Origin of the sequence: Streptomyces sp. CB02261 (genome assembly GCF_001905665.1) — a bacterium.
Lineage (GTDB): Bacteria > Actinomycetota > Actinomycetes > Streptomycetales > Streptomycetaceae > Streptomyces.
In genome coordinates this window covers 199463-215762 of sequence record NZ_LIVX01000003.1, presented here as the reverse complement: position 1 = coordinate 215762, position 16300 = coordinate 199463, and the positions used below count along the sequence as shown (strand labels likewise).

16 protein-coding genes are annotated in these 16300 nt (G+C 73.2%); all 16 read left to right on the top strand.

Features of this window, described 5'->3' with window-relative positions; genetic code table 11:
- Positions 1–57: 57 nt before the first annotated feature.
- The 16 genes from AMK29_RS36655 to AMK29_RS11065 all read left to right on the top strand — a co-directional run bounded on the left by AMK29_RS36655 (position 58) and on the right by AMK29_RS11065 (position 16286).
- The gene (locus AMK29_RS36655) at positions 58–300 is read left to right on the top strand and encodes a hypothetical protein (protein ID WP_073811253.1); all 243 of its coding nucleotides are present in this window, start codon (positions 58–60) and stop codon (positions 298–300) included.
- A gap of 281 nt (positions 301–581) precedes the next feature.
- On the top strand, positions 582–1100 hold the full coding sequence (locus AMK29_RS11135) for a DUF2617 family protein (protein ID WP_073811250.1): 519 nt from the start codon (positions 582–584) through the stop codon (positions 1098–1100).
- A gap of 75 nt (positions 1101–1175) precedes the next feature.
- Positions 1176–2879: a polyamine aminopropyltransferase gene (locus AMK29_RS11130; protein WP_079196834.1), complete on the top strand. Its 1704-nt coding sequence runs from the start codon at positions 1176–1178 to the stop codon at positions 2877–2879.
- 83 nt (positions 2880–2962) lie between these two features.
- On the top strand, positions 2963–3901 hold the full coding sequence (locus tag AMK29_RS11125) for an SRPBCC domain-containing protein (protein WP_073811244.1): 939 nt from the start codon (positions 2963–2965) through the stop codon (positions 3899–3901).
- A 62-nt stretch (positions 3902–3963) separates the two neighbouring features.
- Positions 3964–4749, top strand: a complete 786-nt coding sequence (locus AMK29_RS11120; RefSeq protein WP_073811241.1) for an aldose epimerase family protein — start codon at positions 3964–3966, stop codon at positions 4747–4749.
- Positions 4750–4773: 24 nt separating this feature from the next.
- Entirely contained in the window at positions 4774–5313 is a 540-nt protein-coding gene (gene pyrE / locus AMK29_RS11115; RefSeq protein WP_073811238.1) for an orotate phosphoribosyltransferase, read from the top strand.
- Between the two features lie 222 nt (positions 5314–5535).
- Positions 5536–6558 carry a class II fructose-bisphosphate aldolase gene (gene fbaA, locus AMK29_RS11110; RefSeq protein WP_073811235.1) on the top strand — a complete coding sequence of 341 codons (1023 nt, stop codon included), beginning with the start codon at positions 5536–5538 and terminating at the stop codon, positions 6556–6558.
- Positions 6559–6720: 162 nt separating this feature from the next.
- Entirely contained in the window at positions 6721–8193 is a 1473-nt protein-coding gene (locus tag AMK29_RS11105; protein WP_073811233.1) for an MFS transporter, read from the top strand.
- Positions 8194–8207: 14 nt separating this feature from the next.
- Positions 8208–8621, top strand: coding sequence for a DUF3151 domain-containing protein (locus AMK29_RS11100; protein WP_073811230.1), 414 nt, complete (start codon positions 8208–8210; stop codon positions 8619–8621).
- A 257-nt stretch (positions 8622–8878) separates the two neighbouring features.
- Positions 8879–9793 (top strand): DUF3152 domain-containing protein, encoded by a 915-nt coding sequence (locus tag AMK29_RS11095; RefSeq protein WP_073811227.1) that lies wholly within the window; start codon positions 8879–8881, stop codon positions 9791–9793.
- A 124-nt stretch (positions 9794–9917) separates the two neighbouring features.
- A complete protein-coding gene (locus AMK29_RS11090) occupies positions 9918–10775 on the top strand; it encodes a tryptophan 2,3-dioxygenase family protein (RefSeq protein ID WP_073811224.1) in 858 nt (285 codons plus the stop codon).
- A complete protein-coding gene (kynU, locus tag AMK29_RS11085) occupies positions 10768–11970 on the top strand; it encodes a kynureninase (RefSeq protein WP_073811222.1) in 1203 nt (400 codons plus the stop codon). Before AMK29_RS11090 ends, kynU begins: the two co-directional genes overlap by 8 nt.
- Before the next feature lie 103 nt (positions 11971–12073).
- On the top strand, positions 12074–12943 hold the full coding sequence (locus AMK29_RS11080; protein WP_073811219.1) for an alpha/beta hydrolase: 870 nt from the start codon (positions 12074–12076) through the stop codon (positions 12941–12943).
- A 104-nt stretch (positions 12944–13047) separates the two neighbouring features.
- The gene (locus AMK29_RS11075; protein WP_073812141.1) at positions 13048–14370 is read left to right on the top strand and encodes a sensor histidine kinase; all 1323 of its coding nucleotides are present in this window, start codon (positions 13048–13050) and stop codon (positions 14368–14370) included.
- Positions 14367–15029, top strand: coding sequence for a response regulator (locus AMK29_RS11070; protein WP_073811217.1), 663 nt, complete (start codon positions 14367–14369; stop codon positions 15027–15029). The genes AMK29_RS11075 and AMK29_RS11070 overlap by 4 nt, the downstream gene beginning before the upstream one ends.
- Before the next feature lie 60 nt (positions 15030–15089).
- Entirely contained in the window at positions 15090–16286 is a 1197-nt protein-coding gene (locus AMK29_RS11065; RefSeq protein WP_073811213.1) for a cytochrome P450, read from the top strand.
- The last annotated feature ends 14 nt before the right edge of the window (positions 16287–16300 follow it).

Here is a 16300-nt window from a genome sequence, read left to right as displayed (position 1 = left end):
TTTGACACAAGGGCGGAAAGGGCATCTCCCTCGCACAGAAGAACGGGGGTAGTACAGATGGAATCCTTCATCGCCATCGTCATTGTCATCTTCGTGGTCGTGGTGGTCATCGGGGTGGCCGCCGCCATCCACAGCACGCGCGGCGGCCCGCGCACCGTCAGGCCGCGCGGGGGCCGGTCGCGCCACAGCACCTGGGCCGACGGGGGCGGGGGCGGGGGCTGCGGCGGCGGCGGCAGCTCCTGCAGTTCCGGTGGGTCGAGCTGCGGGGGCGGCGGCGGAGGCTGCGGCGGCGGAAACTGAGGCGGAATCCGGAGCTGAAGCACAGGACCGGGGCGGTCCGCACGAACCCGGCGATCGAGTCCGATTGAACAAGTGAACTGTGGGGTCCCCGAAGGGGTTGGAAAACACAGCAAGTTGGGTAAAACCGCTGCGAGTCGCTCGGGGTCCGTGGTTCTCTCGCTCCTGACAGAGACAGCCCTCGGACCGTGTGTGGACCCGAGCCGGCGATTCCCCACTCCCGCTGAAACCCTCTCCGGGGCGCCCCCGGCCCACCCGCCAAACCGTGTTTGCGGAGCCGACCCATGCTCACCACCCTGAAGACCTCCTACACCGACACGCGAGCGGCCGATCTGGCCTGGGCCCTCGGGCGCGAGCCGCTTCCCGCCCTCGCCGTGCTCGACCTCCAACTCGACGACGCCAGACTCCAGTTGAGACTGCTCGGCGCCTCCCACCAGGTTCTCCTGGAAGAGGAGGGCGGCAGCTGCTCGGAGACCGTCGCCTGCATGCCCGGCAGTAGCACCCCGCTCCCGCTCGGCGTCTCCAAGCGCGTCGGCGCATGGGAGTACGAATTCGCCGCGCGCGTCGAGACGCTGTCGCACGGCTCCTTCGCGGGCCGCGCACAGGAGTTGCTCGCACTCGTCGCGGACCACCCCAACGGGCTCGCGGGCACCTTCCCCGGCTCTCCGCACGCCTTCACGGCGATGCTGGCCCAGCGCCACGAGGGTCAGGTGCGCTGGCGCACCTGGCACGCCTACCCGCAGGAAGGGCAGTTGGTGGTGACCAGGACCCGAATCGGCGCACGTATGCCCGCGACACTCTGATACGCCCACCCGACGCTCCAGGTGCACTCGTGTGGGTGACAAGGGGTGTGCGTATCGTGACGTAGCGTTACGGGCATGATCGAGCCGACCGTGACCATGCCACCCAAGAGGGTGCGGCGGGCGCCCGTGCGGCGGCCCGAGCCGCCCCGCGGGACCGCTCGGGCGGTGCGGTTCCCGGTCCTCGCGGTGGTCTTCGTCTGCGCCGCCTGCGGCCTGGTCTACGAGCTCGAACTGGTCGCCCTCTCCTCGTACTTGATCGGCGACTCGGTCACCCAGGCCTCCGTCGTGCTCTCCGTGATGGTCTTCGCGATGGGCGTGGGCTCGCTCCTCGCCAAGCGGCTGTGCTGCCGTGCCGCCGTCGGCTTCGGCCTGGTCGAGGCCGGGCTCGCGCTCGTCGGCGGCTGCTCGGCGATGGTGCTGTACGCGGCCTTCGCCTGGCTCGGCGAATCGCGGTACGTGGTGGTGGCGTTCTCGCTCGCCATCGGGGTGCTCATCGGCGCGGAGATCCCGCTCCTGATGTCGCTGATACAGCGGCCCGCCGGGGCCGCCGCACGCCCCCCGTGCGCGGACCGCTCCGGCCGGCAGGCCCCGCGCGGGGAGCAGGACGACGCCGCGGGGACGGTCGCCGACCTGTTCGCCGCCGACTACGTCGGCGCGCTCGTCGGCGGCCTCGCCTTTCCCTTCCTGCTGCTGCCCTGGCTCGGCCAGCTCACCGGCGCCCTCGTCACCGGCGCGGTCAACGCGGTGGCGGGCGGCGGCCTCGTCCTGTGGGTGTTCCGCCGCGACCTCACCACCCGCTCCCGAGCCCTCCTCGTCGCCGTGAACCTGTCGGTCCTCGCCGTCCTCGCCACGGCGACCGTGCTCGTCGACGACTTCGAACAGGCGGCGCGCCGGGCCGTGTACGGCGACCGGGTGCGGGTCGCCGTCCACACCGAGCTCCAGGAGATCGTCGTCACGGGAGGCGTCGACGGCGCGCCCGACCTGTTCCTCGACGGCCGCCTCCGGGTCGCCGGGCGGGACGAGTACCGCTACCACGAGGCGCTCGTCCACCCCGCGATGAACGGGGTGCACGCGCGCGTGCTCATCGTCGGCGGCGGGGACGGCATGGCCGCCCGCGAGGTCCTGCGCTACCCCGGGGTCCGCGCCGTCACCGTCGTCGAACTCGATCCGGGGGTCGTCCGCCTCGCCCGTACGGACCCGGCGCTCGCCCGGCTGAACGCGCGGGCGTTCCTGGACCCCCGCGTCCGGGTGGTCTACGCGGACGCCTTCCACTGGCTCCGGGGCGCCACCGCGCATGTGCAGGAACGGTACGACGTGGTGATCTCCGACCTCCCCGACCCCGGGATCACCCGTAGCACCAAGTTGTACGCGCAGGAGTTCTACGGCCTCGTGGCCCAGGTCCTCACCCGCTCCGGACGCTTCGCCGTCCACGCCGGATCCGTCACCGACCGGCCCCACACCTTCTGGACCGTGGACGCCACCCTGCGCGCGGCCGGGTTCGCGACCCGCCCCTACGGCGCGAGCGGCCGCACCCCCGGCTTCGTCTCGGGCCCCGGCCGCGCCGACCGCGCCGGCGGTACGGGACGGGGGCCCGCCGACTGGGGCTTCCTCCTGGCCGTCCGGGGCAGCCGCCCGCCCGCCCTCGGCCTCGCCGCCGACGCGCCCCGGCTGCGCGCGCTCGCCGAGGACACCCTGGCCGCGGCCGCCCGCCACGCCGAGCGCGGCCGGCTCGCGGCGCTGCCGCCGTCCACCCTGGTGCACCCGCGGTACGGCGGCTGACCACGAGGGCCCGAGGGTCCGGGCGCCGGGGCGCCGCGCCGAACAGGCGACGCCGCGCCCCGGCCTGAGTAGGCTCGGTGTCCATGGAGCATGAGGTGTTCGTCCCGGTCCCGGCCGAGGTTCTGCGCGCGACGCTCACGGACCCGGGCCGGGTGGTGCGCTGCGTACCCGGCTTCCAGCGGGACGCCGACGCGGAGGCGGGCCCCCTCACGGGCCGGCTCAAGGTGCGGGTCGGCGGCCACACCATCACCTACCGCGGCGCGTTGAAGATCGTCGACCGGGACGGCGCCCTCACTTATGAGGGCGAGGGCACGGAGGTCCGGGGCAAGGGCACGGCGGAGCTGACGCTCACCGTCGTCCTCACCCCGGTGGCGGAGGGGACCAGCCTCGGCTTCACCGGCGCCGTGGAGGCGAGCGGCCGGCTCGCCGAGGCGACGGACGAGGAACGGGCGACAGCGGCCACCCGCCTCCTGGACAGGTTCGCGGAGGCACTGACGGACGTGACGGAGGAGCGGAAGGGCAAGCCGGAGCGGGAGCAGGGCCCGGAGCGGGCCGAGGCCGGGGCGATGTCCGGGGCCGAGCCCGCCGCCGTCTCCGCCCCCGAGGCCGACACGGCCCCTGTCGACGAGGCCGAGGCCGACGCCGCCCCCGAGGCCGACGCCGCCCCCGAGCCCGACACCGATGACGACGGGGTCGACGACGGGGTCGAGGAGCCGCGACGGGGTGACGCGCCCGTTCCGCCGTCGTCCACCCTCGACCCCCTCCTCGCCGAGGACTTCGGCGACGCCTCCCTCGCGTTCCCCGCCCCGCAGCCCGCCGCCGAGGCCGCCCACGCCCGCCGGACGATGATCGGACGGAGCGCCGAGGAGGTCGACCACGCCCCGCCGCGCGGCCGGTACGCCCCCGTGCCCGCCCCCGAGTCGTCGACCGCCGGTGCCACGCTGCGCTGGATCGCACCGGCCGCGGCCCTCGCGCTCGCCTCCGCCGTCGTCGTCGGCAGAGCGCTGCGCCGGCGCCGCTGAGACCTGCCCGCACGGGGTCGGCACCGTTGGGGCCCCCGCGCGATTAGGGTCGGGGCGTGAGCATGCAGACGCGACTGACGGCGGGCGACGCCGAGTTGACCATCAGCCCCGAGAACGGCTGCCGGATCGAGAGCCTGCGCATCGGCGGCACCGAGGTGTTGCGCCAGGGCGAGCGGTACGGGAGCTTCCCGATGGTGCCCTGGTGCGGGCGGACCGGGAACGGGCGCTTCCACAACGGCGCCACCCCGCACCAGCTGCCGGTCAACGCGGCCCCGCACGCCATCCACGGCACCGTCCGGGACCTCGCCTGGAAGACCGTCAGGACCTCCGCGACCGAGGCGGTCTTCACCTGCGAGCTCGGGGACCCCTGGCCGTACAAGGGCATGGTGACGCAGGTCTTCGAGCTGGCCGAGGACTCCCTGACCCTCCGCTTCGGGGTCGAGACCTACGACGCCTCCTTCCCGGCGCAGGCCGGCTGGCACCCCTGGTTCCTGCGCAACCTCGGCGCCGGCGGCCAGGACGTGCGGATCGGCTTCACCGCCGCCTGGCAGGAGGAGCGCGGGGACGACCACCTCCCCACCGGGCGCCGGATCGACCCCCTGCCCGGCCCCTGGGACGACTGCTTCGGCATGCCCGACGGCGTCGACGTCACCCTGACCTGGCCGGAGGAGATGGAGCTGAAGGTCACCAGCCGCGCGCCCTGGGTCGTGATCTACGACGAGCCCGAGGAAGCCGTCTGCGTCGAGCCGCAGTCCGGCCCGCCGAACGGCCTCAACACCCACCCGCGCCTGGTCACCCCGATCGACCCCCTGGAGGTCGAGAGCACCTGGAGCTGGCGCCGCCTCTGAGCAGGGCCCTCTAAGCTCAGGGGCATGACTGACGTACGCGCTGAGCTGCTCCAGCAGATCAAGGACAAGGCCGTGGTGCACGGCAAGGTGACCCTCTCCTCGGGTCTGGAAGCCGACTACTACATCGACCTGCGCCGGATCACGCTGGACGGCGAGGCCGCGCCGATGGTCGGCCAGGTCATGCTCGACCTCACGGCCGACCTGGACTTCGACTGTGTCGGCGGCCTGACCCTGGGCGCCGACCCGGTCGCGACCTCGATGCTGCACGCCTCCGCCGCGCGCGGGCAGCGCCTCGACGCCTTCGTCGTCCGGAAGGCGCAGAAGGCGCACGGGATGCAGCGCCGGATCGAGGGCACGGACGTCAAGGGCCGTCGCTGCCTCGTCGTCGAGGACACCTCGACCACCGGCGGTTCGCCGCTGACCGCGGTCGAGGCGGTCCGCGAGGCCGGCGGCGAGGTCGTCGCCGTGGCGACGATCGTGGACCGGGGTGCCGCGGAGGCGATCGCGGGGGCCGGTCTGACGTACCTCACGGGCTACCAGCTGGCCGATCTGGATCTGGCGTAACTGCCGCGAAGTCGTGACTTAGGTCCGGGACCCGGTTGATACGTGGCCTGACCTGCATTTTTGCCGAGGGGCGGGGTGTTTCACGTGAAACACCCCGCCCCTCTGTGTGCCGTGCCCGTGGGAGCCCGGACGAGAGTCTGGAAGGATGGGCGTCGACGATGACGTCGCCCCCAGGTCAGGGACAGCAACGCACACACCCCGCACATCACAAGGAGCGGACGAATGCCCATCGCAACCCCCGAGGTCTACAACGAGATGCTCGACCGGGCGAAGGCAGGCAAGTTCGCCTACCCGGCCATCAACGTGACCTCGTCCCAGACCCTGCACGCTGCTCTGCGCGGCTTCGCGGAGGCCGAGAGCGACGGCATCATCCAGATCTCGACCGGCGGAGCCGAGTTCCTGGGCGGCCAGTACAACAAGGACATGGTCACGGGCGCCGTCGCCCTGGCCGAGTTCGCGCACATCGTCGCCGCGAAGTACGACATCACGGTCGCGCTGCACACCGACCACTGCCCGAAGGACAAGCTGGACAGCTACGTCCGTCCGCTGCTGGAGGTCTCCGCCGAGCGCGTCGCCCGCGGCGACAACCCGCTCTTCCAGTCGCACATGTGGGACGGTTCCGCCGAGACCCTGGCCGACAACCTGGCCATCGGCCAGGAGCTGCTCGCCAAGGCCGCCGCCGCCAAGATCATTCTTGAGGTCGAGATCACCCCGACCGGCGGCGAGGAGGACGGCGTCAGCCACGAGATCAACGACGAGCTGTACACCACCGTCGACGACGCTCTCCGCACCGCCGAGGCCCTCGGCCTGGGCGAGAAGGGCCGCTACCTGCTCGCCGCCTCCTTCGGCAACGTGCACGGCGTCTACAAGCCGGGCAACGTCGTCCTCCGCCCCGAGCTCCTCAAGGACCTCCAGGCGGGCGTGGCCGAGAAGTACGGCAAGGCCTCCCCGTTCGACTTCGTCTTCCACGGCGGCTCGGGCTCCACGGCCGAGGAGATCGCCACGGCGCTCGAGAACGGCGTCGTGAAGATGAACCTCGACACCGACACGCAGTACGCCTTCACGCGTCCGGTGGCGAACCACATGTTCAAGAACTACGACGGCGTCCTGAAGGTCGACGGCGAGGTCGGCGTCAAGTCGACCTACGACCCGCGCACCTGGGGCAAGCTGGCCGAGGCCGGCATGGCCGTCCGGGTGACCGAGGCGTGCGCGGCGCTGCGCTCGACCGGCACCAAGCTGAAGTAAGCGGCTGATCCCGCCGGCCCGGAGCCGGCAGCGGACGCAGGCGTGAGCGTGGGGCCCGGTACCTCCCGAGGTACCGGGCCCTCGTGCGTCCGCCCCCGCCCCCGTCCCCGTCTGCTCGGATTCCGGCGGGCGGGGCTCCGTCGTTCGCGGGACCATGCAGGCATGGGAGAGCGGGACGTACGGATGGCCTCGGGGACCGGGCGGTGGATCCTGTTCACGACCGTCCTCGGGTCGGGGATGGCGCTGCTCGACTCCACCGTCGTGAATGTCGCCCTGCCCCACATCGGCGAGGACCTGGACGCGGACCTCGGCGCGCTCCAGTGGACGGTCAACGCGTACATGCTGACGCTGGCCGGGCTGATCCTGCTCGGCGGGGCGCTCGGGGACCGGTACGGGCGCCGCCGGGTCTTCGTGATCGGGGTGGTGTGGTTCGCGCTCGCCTCGCTGCTGTGTGGGCTCGCGCCGAACGCCGGGGTGCTGATCGCGGCCCGCGCCCTCCAGGGCGTGGGCGGGGCGCTGCTCACGCCCGGTTCGCTCGCGCTGATCCAGGCCAGTTTCCACGAGGACGACCGGGCCAGGGCGGTCGGGCTCTGGTCCGGCTTCGGCGGGGTCGGGGCGGCGGTCGGACCGTTCGTGGGGGGCTGGCTGGTGGACGGCCCCGGCTGGCGGTGGGTGTTCCTGCTCAACGTGCCGCTCGCCGCCCTCTGCGTACCGGTCGCCCTGCGCCACGTGCCGGAGTCGCGGGACGAGGCGGCGCACGGCCGGTTCGACGTCCTCGGCGCGGTCCTCGGCGCGACGTCCCTGGCGTTCGTGACGTACGCGCTGATCGGTGAGGCCTGGTGGGCCGGGGCGGCGGGGGTCGTCGTCGGGGCCGGGTTCGTGGCGGTGGAGCGGCGGCGCGGCGGGTCCGCGATGGTGCCGCCGTCGATCTTCGCGTCCCGGATCTTCACGGCGGTCAACCTGGTCACGCTCTGCGTGTACGCGGCGTTCGGCGGCTTCTTCTTCCTGGCGGCCCTCCAGCTCCAGGTGGTGTCCGGCTATTCGGCCCTCGGCGCCGGTACGGCCCTGCTCCCCACGACCGTCCTGATGCTGCTGCTCTCGGCGAAGTCCGGGGAGCTGGGGGAGCGGATCGGGCCCCGCATCCCGCTCACGGTCGGGCCGCTGCTGTGCGCGTCGGGCATGCTCCTGATGCTCAGGGTCGGTGAGGACGCCTCGTACGTCCGGGACGTGCTGCCCGCCCTGCTGGTGCTCGGGCTCGGGATGACGACCCTGGTCGCGCCGCTGACCGCGACCGTGCTCGCCTCGGTGGACGTGTCGAGGGCGGGCCTGGCGAGCGGCATCAACAACGCGGCGGCGCGGGCGGCCGGCCTGCTCGCGGTGGCGGCGCTGCCGATGCTCGCCGGGATGGGCCCGGAGGCGTACCGCTCGGCGGAGGAGTTCGGGGAGACGTTCCGGCGGGCGATGCCGATGTGCGCGGGGATCCTGGTGGTGGGCGCGGTGCTCGCCTGGACGACGATGCGCACCCCGGCGACGGCGGGCTGCCATCCGGGGTGCCGGGTGCACTGCGGGGTGACGTCCCCGCCGCTGGAGCCGGGGGAGGGAGCCGAGGGCCGCGCTTCGCGGCGCCCGGACTGAGGCAGACTGGGCCCATGGCCATCCACGAGAACCTCCTGGGGGGACCGGCCCCCACCCACCTGCCGGACGACCCGGGTCCGCGCGAGCTGCTCGCGAACGGTACGGCGCCGGCGGACGTCGCCGCGAAGTACCCGACCTCCTCGCTCGCCTGGGCCCAGCTCGCCGACGACGCGTACGAGCGCGGCTCGGTCGTCGAGTCGTACGCCTACGCCCGTACCGGATACCACCGCGGCCTCGACGCGCTGCGCCGCAACGGCTGGAAGGGCCACGGCCCGGTGCCGTGGGAGCACGAGCCGAACCGGGGCTTCCTGCGCGCCCTCCACTCGCTCGCCCGCGCGGCCGGCGAGATCGGTGAGAAGGACGAGTACGAGCGCTGCACGACCTTCCTGCGGGACTCCTCGGAGACCGCGGCGGAGACGCTCGGCTGACCTAGGCGGAGACGTTCGGTGCGGCCGCGGCGGAGACGCTCGGCCGACCTAGGCGGAAACGTTCGGCCGATCTCGACTTTCCGCTTCCGTGTTCCCCCTGTCCCGGTGGGCAGGGGGAAATCCGGACAGACTTTCCGTGCCGTTCGATTCTGTTCGAGGCGGCCGGTACGATCCCGGGGACCGCAGGACCGAAGACGCCGGTTTCCGAGGCCCCTCTCCTCTTCCCCACCGCCGGCCGACGCAGGGGAGAGACTCACGTGGGCAAGCGTGCCGCACCCGCAGGACGGAGACGGACGCCCCCGAGCGGGCGGAAGGGCGGAGACCGACGCGGTCCCGCGCGCCGGCTCGCGCTGCCGACCCTGGTCCTGATGACGGGCGCGCTCGGCGCCGGCGTCGCCCTCGCCCACTTCAACGGCCCCGTGACGGACGACTCGGCCGCCGCCGCCCCGCTCCCCGCCCCCGTCACCGCGCCCCCGGCGACCGCCTCCGCGGCCCCGACGACGGCCGCCCCGACCCGCCGGGCCACGACGGCGAAGCCGAAGCCCCGGCCGACGCCGCCGAAGTCGCGCTCCACCCCGAGGACCACGCCGAGGAAGCCCACCGTGCCGCAGTCCGGCGCGGGGACCTTCACCACGGCGCAGGCCTCGGGCGCCGCGGTCGGCGACAACGGTGTCCTGCGCCGCTACCGGGTCCAGGTCGAGAACGGCATCGCGCTCTCCGCGCGCGAGACGGCCGCGGAGATCCAGGGGATCCTGGCCCATCCGCGCGGCTGGGCCGCGCACGGCCGTGGCCGGTTCCAGCTGGTCTCGGAGGACGCCGACTTCGTCATCCGGATCGCCACCCCGGACACGGCCGACGCGCTCTGCGCCCGGCAGGGCCTCGACACCCGCGGCGAGCTGAACTGCGAGACCACCGACGGTGTCGTGGTGAACCTCAAGCGCTGGATGCTCGGCTCGCCCACCTTCGCGGGGCCGCCCGCCGAGTACCGGCACCTGATCATCAACCACGAGGTCGGGCACGAGATCGGCATCCGGCAGCACATGGACTGCCCGGGTCCGGGCAAGCTCGCGCCCGCGATGATGCAGCAGATCAAGGGCCTGAACGGCTGCCGATCGAACGCATTTCCGTATGACGAAGACGGGAACTACATCACCGGGCCGATCGTGTCATGATGCGCTTGGGACGACGCGCGACGAAGCGCGCCTCCCGAGGGGACCGGGGCTCCCGTGCCACACGGAACGACGTGGACGCGGTGGAGCAGACCGCTACCCGGTAGTTCGTATCGAGGAGACAGCAATGTCACTCTTCCCGGGTTCTCCCGATTCCGGAGCCGGTTCGGTCGCCGACGCACCGAACCTGGACTTCGCCGGCACGACGCCGTACGAGGACTACGTCCAGGCGGACGTCCTCACCCACCTCCAGCACCTCCGCTCGGACGACCCGGGCGAGATGGTCTTCCTGGTCACCACCCAGGTCATGGAGCTGTGGTTCACGGTGATCGTCCACGAGTGGGAGACCGCGAGCCGCGCCCTGCGCGAGGACGACGCCCCCGTCGCGATGGACGCGCTCAAGCGCTCCGTGCGCGAGCTGGAGGCCCTCAACCACTCCTGGCGCCCGCTCGCCCAGCTCACCCCCGCCCAGTTCAACGCCTACCGGTCCGCGCTCGGCGAGGGCTCCGGCTTCCAGTCCGCGATGTACCGCCGGATGGAGTTCCTCCTCGGCGAGAAGTCCGCGTCCATGCTCGTCCCGCACCGGGGCGCGCCCCGCGTCCACGCCGAGCTGGAGAAGGCGCTCCAGGAGCCGAGCCTGTACGACGAGGTGCTGGCGTTCCTGGCCCGCCGCGGCCTGCCCGTCCCGGCCGAGGTCCTCGGCCGGGACCTGGCGCAGCGCTACGAGCCGTCCCCCGAGGTCGAGGCCGTCTGGGCCGGGATCTACACGGAGGCCGACCAGAACGGCGAGCTCGTCCGCCTCGGCGAGGCCCTCAGCGACGTCGCGGAGCTCGTCTGGCGCTGGCGCAACGACCACCTGGTGGCGACCCGCCGGGCGATGGGCGCGAAGACCGGCACCGGCGGCTCGGCCGGCGTGGCCTGGCTGGAGAAGCGGGCCCAGAAGAACGTGTTCCCGGAGCTCTGGACGGCGCGCAGCCATGTCTGACCTCCTCAGCGACCGGGCCCGCGCCCTCGACGCGGCCGACGACCTCGCCGAGCACCGGGAGAAGTTCGCCCTCGACGCGGACACCGTCTACCTCGACGGCAACTCCCTCGGTGCCCTGCCCGCCCACGTCCCCGCCCGCATGGCCGACGTCATCACCCGCGAGTGGGGCGAGCTGCGCATCCGCTCCTGGGACGAGTCCGGCTGGTGGACCGCCCCCGAGCGGGTCGGCGACCGGATCGCACCGATCGTCGGCGCCGCCCCGGGACAGATCGTGGTCGGCGACTCGACCAGCGTGAACGTCTTCAAGGCGGTCGTCGCGGCGGCCCGGCTGAGCGACGACCACCGGGACGAGATCCTCGTCGACGCGACGACCTTTCCCACGGACGGGTACATCGCGGAGTCGGCCGCGCGGATGACGGGTCACCGGATCGTGGCGTGCGACCCGGCCGGCATGGCCGACGCGGTGAGCGACCGCACGGCCCTCGCGCTCGTCAACCACGTCGACTACCGCAGCGGCCGCCTCCAGGATCTGCCGGGCATCACGGCCGCGCTGCACGCGGCGGGCGCGCTCGCCGTCTGGGACCTGTGCCACAGCGCGGGCGCCCTGCCCGTCGGCCTGGACGCGCACGGGGTCGACCTGGCCGTCGGCTGCACGTACAAGTACCTGAACGGCGGGCCCGGTTCGCCGGCCTACCTGTACGTCGCCGAGCGCCACCAGGCCGCCTTCGACTCGCCGCTCCCCGGCTGGAACTCGCATGCCGACCCGTTCGCCATGACCCCCGGGTACGAGGCGGCCGCGGGCGCCCTGCGGGGCCGGGTGGGCACGCCCGACATCCTCTCCCTGCTGGCCCTCGAAGCGTCGCTCGACGTCTGGGACGGGGTCGCGATCGAGGACGTACGAGCCAAGTCCCTCGCGCTCACGGACTTCTTCCTGGAGTGCGTGCGGGCGTACGTACCGGAGGGCCGGGTCCGCTCCGTGACCCCGGAGGCGCACGAGGAGCGCGGCAGCCAGACCGCGCTGAGCTGCGAGAACGCCTCCGCCGTCATGGCGGAGCTGATCCGGCGCGGAGTCGTGGGCGACCTGCGCAGGCCGGACGTGCTGCGGTTCGGCTTCACCCCGCTGTACGTCGGGTTCGCGGACGCGGAACGCGCGGCGCGGGTCCTCTCGGAGGTCCTGGCCGACCTCGCCTCCTGAGGTGTGACGGTCCGATGATCGCCTGATCTGCGGGGGCTCCGGTCCTGGTACCGTCCCCGCAGGTCAGGCCAATTCGGCCGCGTATCCGAGAGGTTGGAACAGCATGCCGGATCCCGCCGCGCGCGGTGCCGCCGAAGAGGCGTCCGCGTTCTCGCACCCGGCCGTCGCCCCCGACGCCTCCGCCGCGTACGGCGAGCACCCGGACCAGGTGATCGACTTCTACGCGCCGCGCGGCGGAGCGACCCGGGCACCGCTCGTCGTCGCCCTGCACGGCGGCGCCTGGCGGGCCCCCTACGACCGGCGGCATCTGACCCCGTTCGTGGACTTCCTCGCCCGCCGGGGCTTCGCCGTGGCGAACGTCGAGTACCGGCGCGGCAGCGACATCCCCCGGCAGGGCGGCGCCGCCCCGGTCGCCGGGCGCTGGCCGGAGACCTTCGACGACGTGGCCGCCGCGCTCGACGCGGTCCCGGACCTGGCCGCCGCGCACCTGCCGCAGGCCGACACCGGCCGGATCGTGCTCACCGGGCACTCGGCGGGCGGCCAGCTCGCCCTCTGGGCCGCCGCCCGGCACGTGCTGCCCGCCGGCTCCCCGTGGCGCCTGCCCGCCCCGCCCCCGCTGCGCGGCGTCGTCGCCCTCGCCCCGATCGCCCACTTCGGGCGCGCCGTCGAGCTGGGCGTCTGCGGCGGCGCCGTCACCGAGCTGCTCGGCGGCCCGTCCCCGTACGAGGAACGCTCGGCGTACACCGACCCCTCCGCCCTGCTCCCGACCGGGATCGCGACGACGGTCGTCCAGGGCCGCGAGGACGTCGACGTGCCGTACCAGGTCGCCGACGCCTACGCCGAGGCCGCCGCGAAGGCCGGCGAGACGGTGGGCCTCACCCTCCTCGAAGAGGTCGGCCACTTCCCCCTGATCGACCCGTCGGCGGACGCGTGCGCGGTGGTGGCGGAGGAGATCGCCCAGCTGGCCTGGTGACGCGGGGTCCCGACGGGCGCGCGGGGGACCCCGTAGTTCTCAAGGGGGAGCCCGGAGGATCCGTACAGAGCCGGACGACCCCGGCCCGCGCCCCCCGTACCGTTCTGGGTGTGACTCAGACACAGCCCACCGAGACGAGCCGCAGCCCCGAGTTCCGCCTGGTGCAGGTGGCCCTCGGGGGGCTGCGCCAGGAACTCTTCCACGACGCCTTCGCCTACCGGCCGCTGCCGCGGATGGACGTGAACAACGGGCGCGTCCGACGCCTGCCGGAGCGGATACGCCTCTACCTCGGCCTGCTCCCGCACGCGACCGTCGCCTTCTGCGCCTTCGTGATCTTCCTGATCGGATACGACCGGGTCGACAGCGGCTTCGGAGCGGCGGCCTTCGTCTTCGCCTGGGTGCCGCCCGCGATCGTGCTCGCCACCCTGATCAGGCCCGTCTTCGCCTACTGGGCCTCGCTCGCCTCCACGCCGTTCATCGCCGTCCTCGGCGGCGGATACTGGAGCGGCTGGCCCTGGGCGGACAACTCGTTCGCCGCCCACCTGGTCGTCCTCACCGTCGTCGCCGCCCGCACCGGACCCCGTGCCGCCGGGTGGATGTGGGCCGGGACGGCGGCCTACGCCCTGTTCGCCGAGATGTTCCTCGGCGTGGGGCGCAGCTCCGACTCCGTCCCGCTGCTGTTCGTCGCGGCCCTCGCGCTGCTCACCGTCACCGTGATCCAGGTCCGCCGCCAGGCGACCCGCGAGGTCACCGCCCAGCAGAGCGTCACCGCCGAGGAGCGTTCCAAGCGGACCGTCCTGGAGGAGCGCACCACCATCGCCCGCGAGCTGCACGACGTCGTCGCCCACCACATGTCGGTGGTCGCCATCCAGGCGGAGGCCGCCCCGTACCGGGTCGAGAACCCGCCGCCGGAGCTGGAGCAGGCCTTCCGCACGATCCGCGAGAACGCGGTCGCCGCGCTGACCGAGCTGCGCCGCATCCTCGGTGTCGTACGCGCCGAGGACTACGAGGCCCCCGACGCCCCGCAGCCGACCCTCGGCGACCTGGACGCCCTCGTCCGCAACGTCGCCGAGGCCGGGCTCGACGTCGAGAAGACGGTCACCGGCGCGGTGCGGGAGCTGCCGCAGGGCGTGGAGCTCTCGGCGTACCGGATCGTCCAGGAGGCCCTGTCGAACGTGCTGCGGCACGCACCGGGAGCCGCGGCGAAGGTCGAGGTCAGCTACGTCCTCGGCGGCCTCGGGCTGCGGATCGCCAACGGCCCGGCGCGCGGGCTCGTGAAGCCCTCGCCGGGCGCCGGGCACGGCATCACCGGCATGCGGGAGCGGGTGACGATGCTGGGCGGGGACATGACGGCCGAGGACACCCCGGACGGCGGCTACGAGGTCGCGGCGTTCATCCCGGTCAGCCGTGAGGAGGCCGCGCAGTGATCCGCGTACTGATCGTCGACGACCAGATCATGGTCCGCGAGGGCTTCTCGGTGCTGCTCGGCGCGATGCCGGACATCGAGGTCGTCGGGGAGGCCGTCAACGGCCGGGAGGCCGTCGCGCAGGTCGCGGCCCTCCGTCCGGACGTGGTCCTCATGGACATCCGCATGCCCGAGCTGAACGGCATCGACGCCACCCGGGAGATCGTCGCCGCCGACGCCGACGCGAAGGTGCTCGTCCTGACCACCTTCGACCTGGACGAGTACGTGTACCAGGCGCTGCGCGCCGGGGCGTCCGGCTTCCTGCTCAAGGACGCCTCGGCCCGGCAGCTCGCGGAGGGCGTCCGGGTCGTCGCGGCCGGCGAGGCGCTGCTCGCGCCGACCGTCACGAGGCGGCTGATCACCGAGTTCGCGAAGGCGCCGGGCGGCTCGCCGCGACCGCCGGCGATGGCCCGGATCGGGGAGCTGACGGAGCGGGAGACGGAGGTGCTCGTCCTCATCGCGCAGGGCCTGTCGAACGCCGAGATCGCCGACCATCTCGTCGTCGCCGAGTCCACGATCAAGACGCATGTGAGCCGGATCCTGGTGAAGCTGGCGCTGCGGGACCGGACCCAGGCGGCGGTGTTCGCGTACGAGGCGGGCCTGGTACGGGTCGGCGGCTGACGGCCTTCGTCGCGGGACGGGTCGGCGGCTGACGGCGACCGTGGGGGGTAGCGTCCGGGCATGGATGCCGCTGACGCCGCCTTCGACCCCTGGTCCGCCGATTTCGTCGCCGATCCGTACCCCGCGTACGCCCGGCTCCGCGCCACCGGCCGCGCGCACTGGTTCGCGCCCACCCGGCAGTGGCTGATCCCGCACCACGAGGACGTGTCGGCGCTCCTCAGGGACCGGCGGCTCGGGCGGACGTACACCCACCGCTTCACCCACGAGGAGTTCGGGCAGGAGCCGCCGGACGCCGCGCACGAGCCGTTCCACACGCTCAACGACCACGGGCTGCTGGATCTGGAGGCGGCCGACCACGCCCGGATCCGGCGGCTCGTCTCGAAGGCGTTCACGCCGAGGACGGTGGAGAACCTGGTGCCGACGGTACGGCGGCTCGCCGCCGGTCTGGTCGGTGACCTGGTCGCGGCGGGCGGCGGCGATCTGCTCGCGTCGGTCGCCGAGCCCCTCCCCGTGGCGGTGATCGCCGAGATGCTCGGCGTGCCGGAGGAGGACGAGGAGCGGGGGCGGCTTCGGCCCTGGTCGGCGGCGATCTGCGGCATGTTCGAGCTGAACCCGTCGGAGGAGGCGGCCCGGCGGGCCGTCGTGGCCTCGATCGAGTTCTCGGACTATCTGCGGGAGCTGATCGCGCGGCGGCGCCGGGAGCCGGGGGACGACCTGATCTCGTCCCTGATCGCGGTGGAGGAGCTGACCGAACAGGAGATGATCTCCACCTGTGTGCTCCTGCTGAACGCGGGCCACGAGGCCACCGTGAACACCACGGTCAACGGCTGGTGGACGCTCCTGAGGGAGGGCGTCCGCCCGGATCCCGAAAAGTTGTCCACAGCTGTGGAAGAACTTCTGCGCTACGACACCCCGCTCCAGATGTTCGAACGCTGGGTCCTCGACGACATCGAGCTCGGCGGTGTGACCATCCCGCGCGGCTCCGAGGTCGCCCTGCTCTTCGGCTCCGCCAACCGCGACCCGGCCCGCTTCGGACCCACCGCCGACACCCTCGACCTCACCCGCACCGACAACCCCCACGTCACCTTCGGCGCCGGCATCCACTACTGCCTCGGCGCCCCCCTCGCCCGCCTCGAACTGACCGCTGTGTTCGCCGAGCTCCTGCGCCAGGCCCCGACCCTGCGCCTCACGGCCGAACCGACGTGGAAGCCGGGCTATGTGATCCGCGGCTTCGAAGAGCTGCTCGTGGAGGTGTGAGACGGCACGGGGAC

Excerpts from the sequence above, each read along its gene's own strand:
- AMK29_RS11100 (WP_073811230.1), top strand. The coding sequence starts at position 8,208 with ATGGCCATCCACGAGAACCTCCTGGGGGGACCGGCCCCCACCCACCTG.
- fbaA (WP_073811235.1), top strand. The coding sequence starts at position 5,536 with ATGCCCATCGCAACCCCCGAGGTCTACAACGAGATGCTCGACCGGGCG.
- kynU (WP_073811222.1), top strand. The coding sequence starts at position 10,768 with ATGTCTGACCTCCTCAGCGACCGGGCCCGCGCCCTCGACGCGGCCGAC.
- AMK29_RS11065 (WP_073811213.1), top strand. The coding sequence starts at position 15,090 with ATGGATGCCGCTGACGCCGCCTTCGACCCCTGGTCCGCCGATTTCGTC.
- AMK29_RS11080 (WP_073811219.1), top strand. The coding sequence starts at position 12,074 with ATGCCGGATCCCGCCGCGCGCGGTGCCGCCGAAGAGGCGTCCGCGTTC.
- AMK29_RS11120 (WP_073811241.1), top strand. The coding sequence starts at position 3,964 with ATGCAGACGCGACTGACGGCGGGCGACGCCGAGTTGACCATCAGCCCC.
- AMK29_RS36655 (WP_073811253.1), top strand. The coding sequence starts at position 58 with ATGGAATCCTTCATCGCCATCGTCATTGTCATCTTCGTGGTCGTGGTG.
- pyrE (WP_073811238.1), top strand. The coding sequence starts at position 4,774 with ATGACTGACGTACGCGCTGAGCTGCTCCAGCAGATCAAGGACAAGGCC.
- AMK29_RS11105 (WP_073811233.1), top strand. The coding sequence starts at position 6,721 with ATGGGAGAGCGGGACGTACGGATGGCCTCGGGGACCGGGCGGTGGATC.
- AMK29_RS11125 (WP_073811244.1), top strand. The coding sequence starts at position 2,963 with ATGGAGCATGAGGTGTTCGTCCCGGTCCCGGCCGAGGTTCTGCGCGCG.
- AMK29_RS11130 (WP_079196834.1), top strand. The coding sequence starts at position 1,176 with ATGATCGAGCCGACCGTGACCATGCCACCCAAGAGGGTGCGGCGGGCG.
- AMK29_RS11090 (WP_073811224.1), top strand. The coding sequence starts at position 9,918 with ATGTCACTCTTCCCGGGTTCTCCCGATTCCGGAGCCGGTTCGGTCGCC.
- AMK29_RS11135 (WP_073811250.1), top strand. The coding sequence starts at position 582 with ATGCTCACCACCCTGAAGACCTCCTACACCGACACGCGAGCGGCCGAT.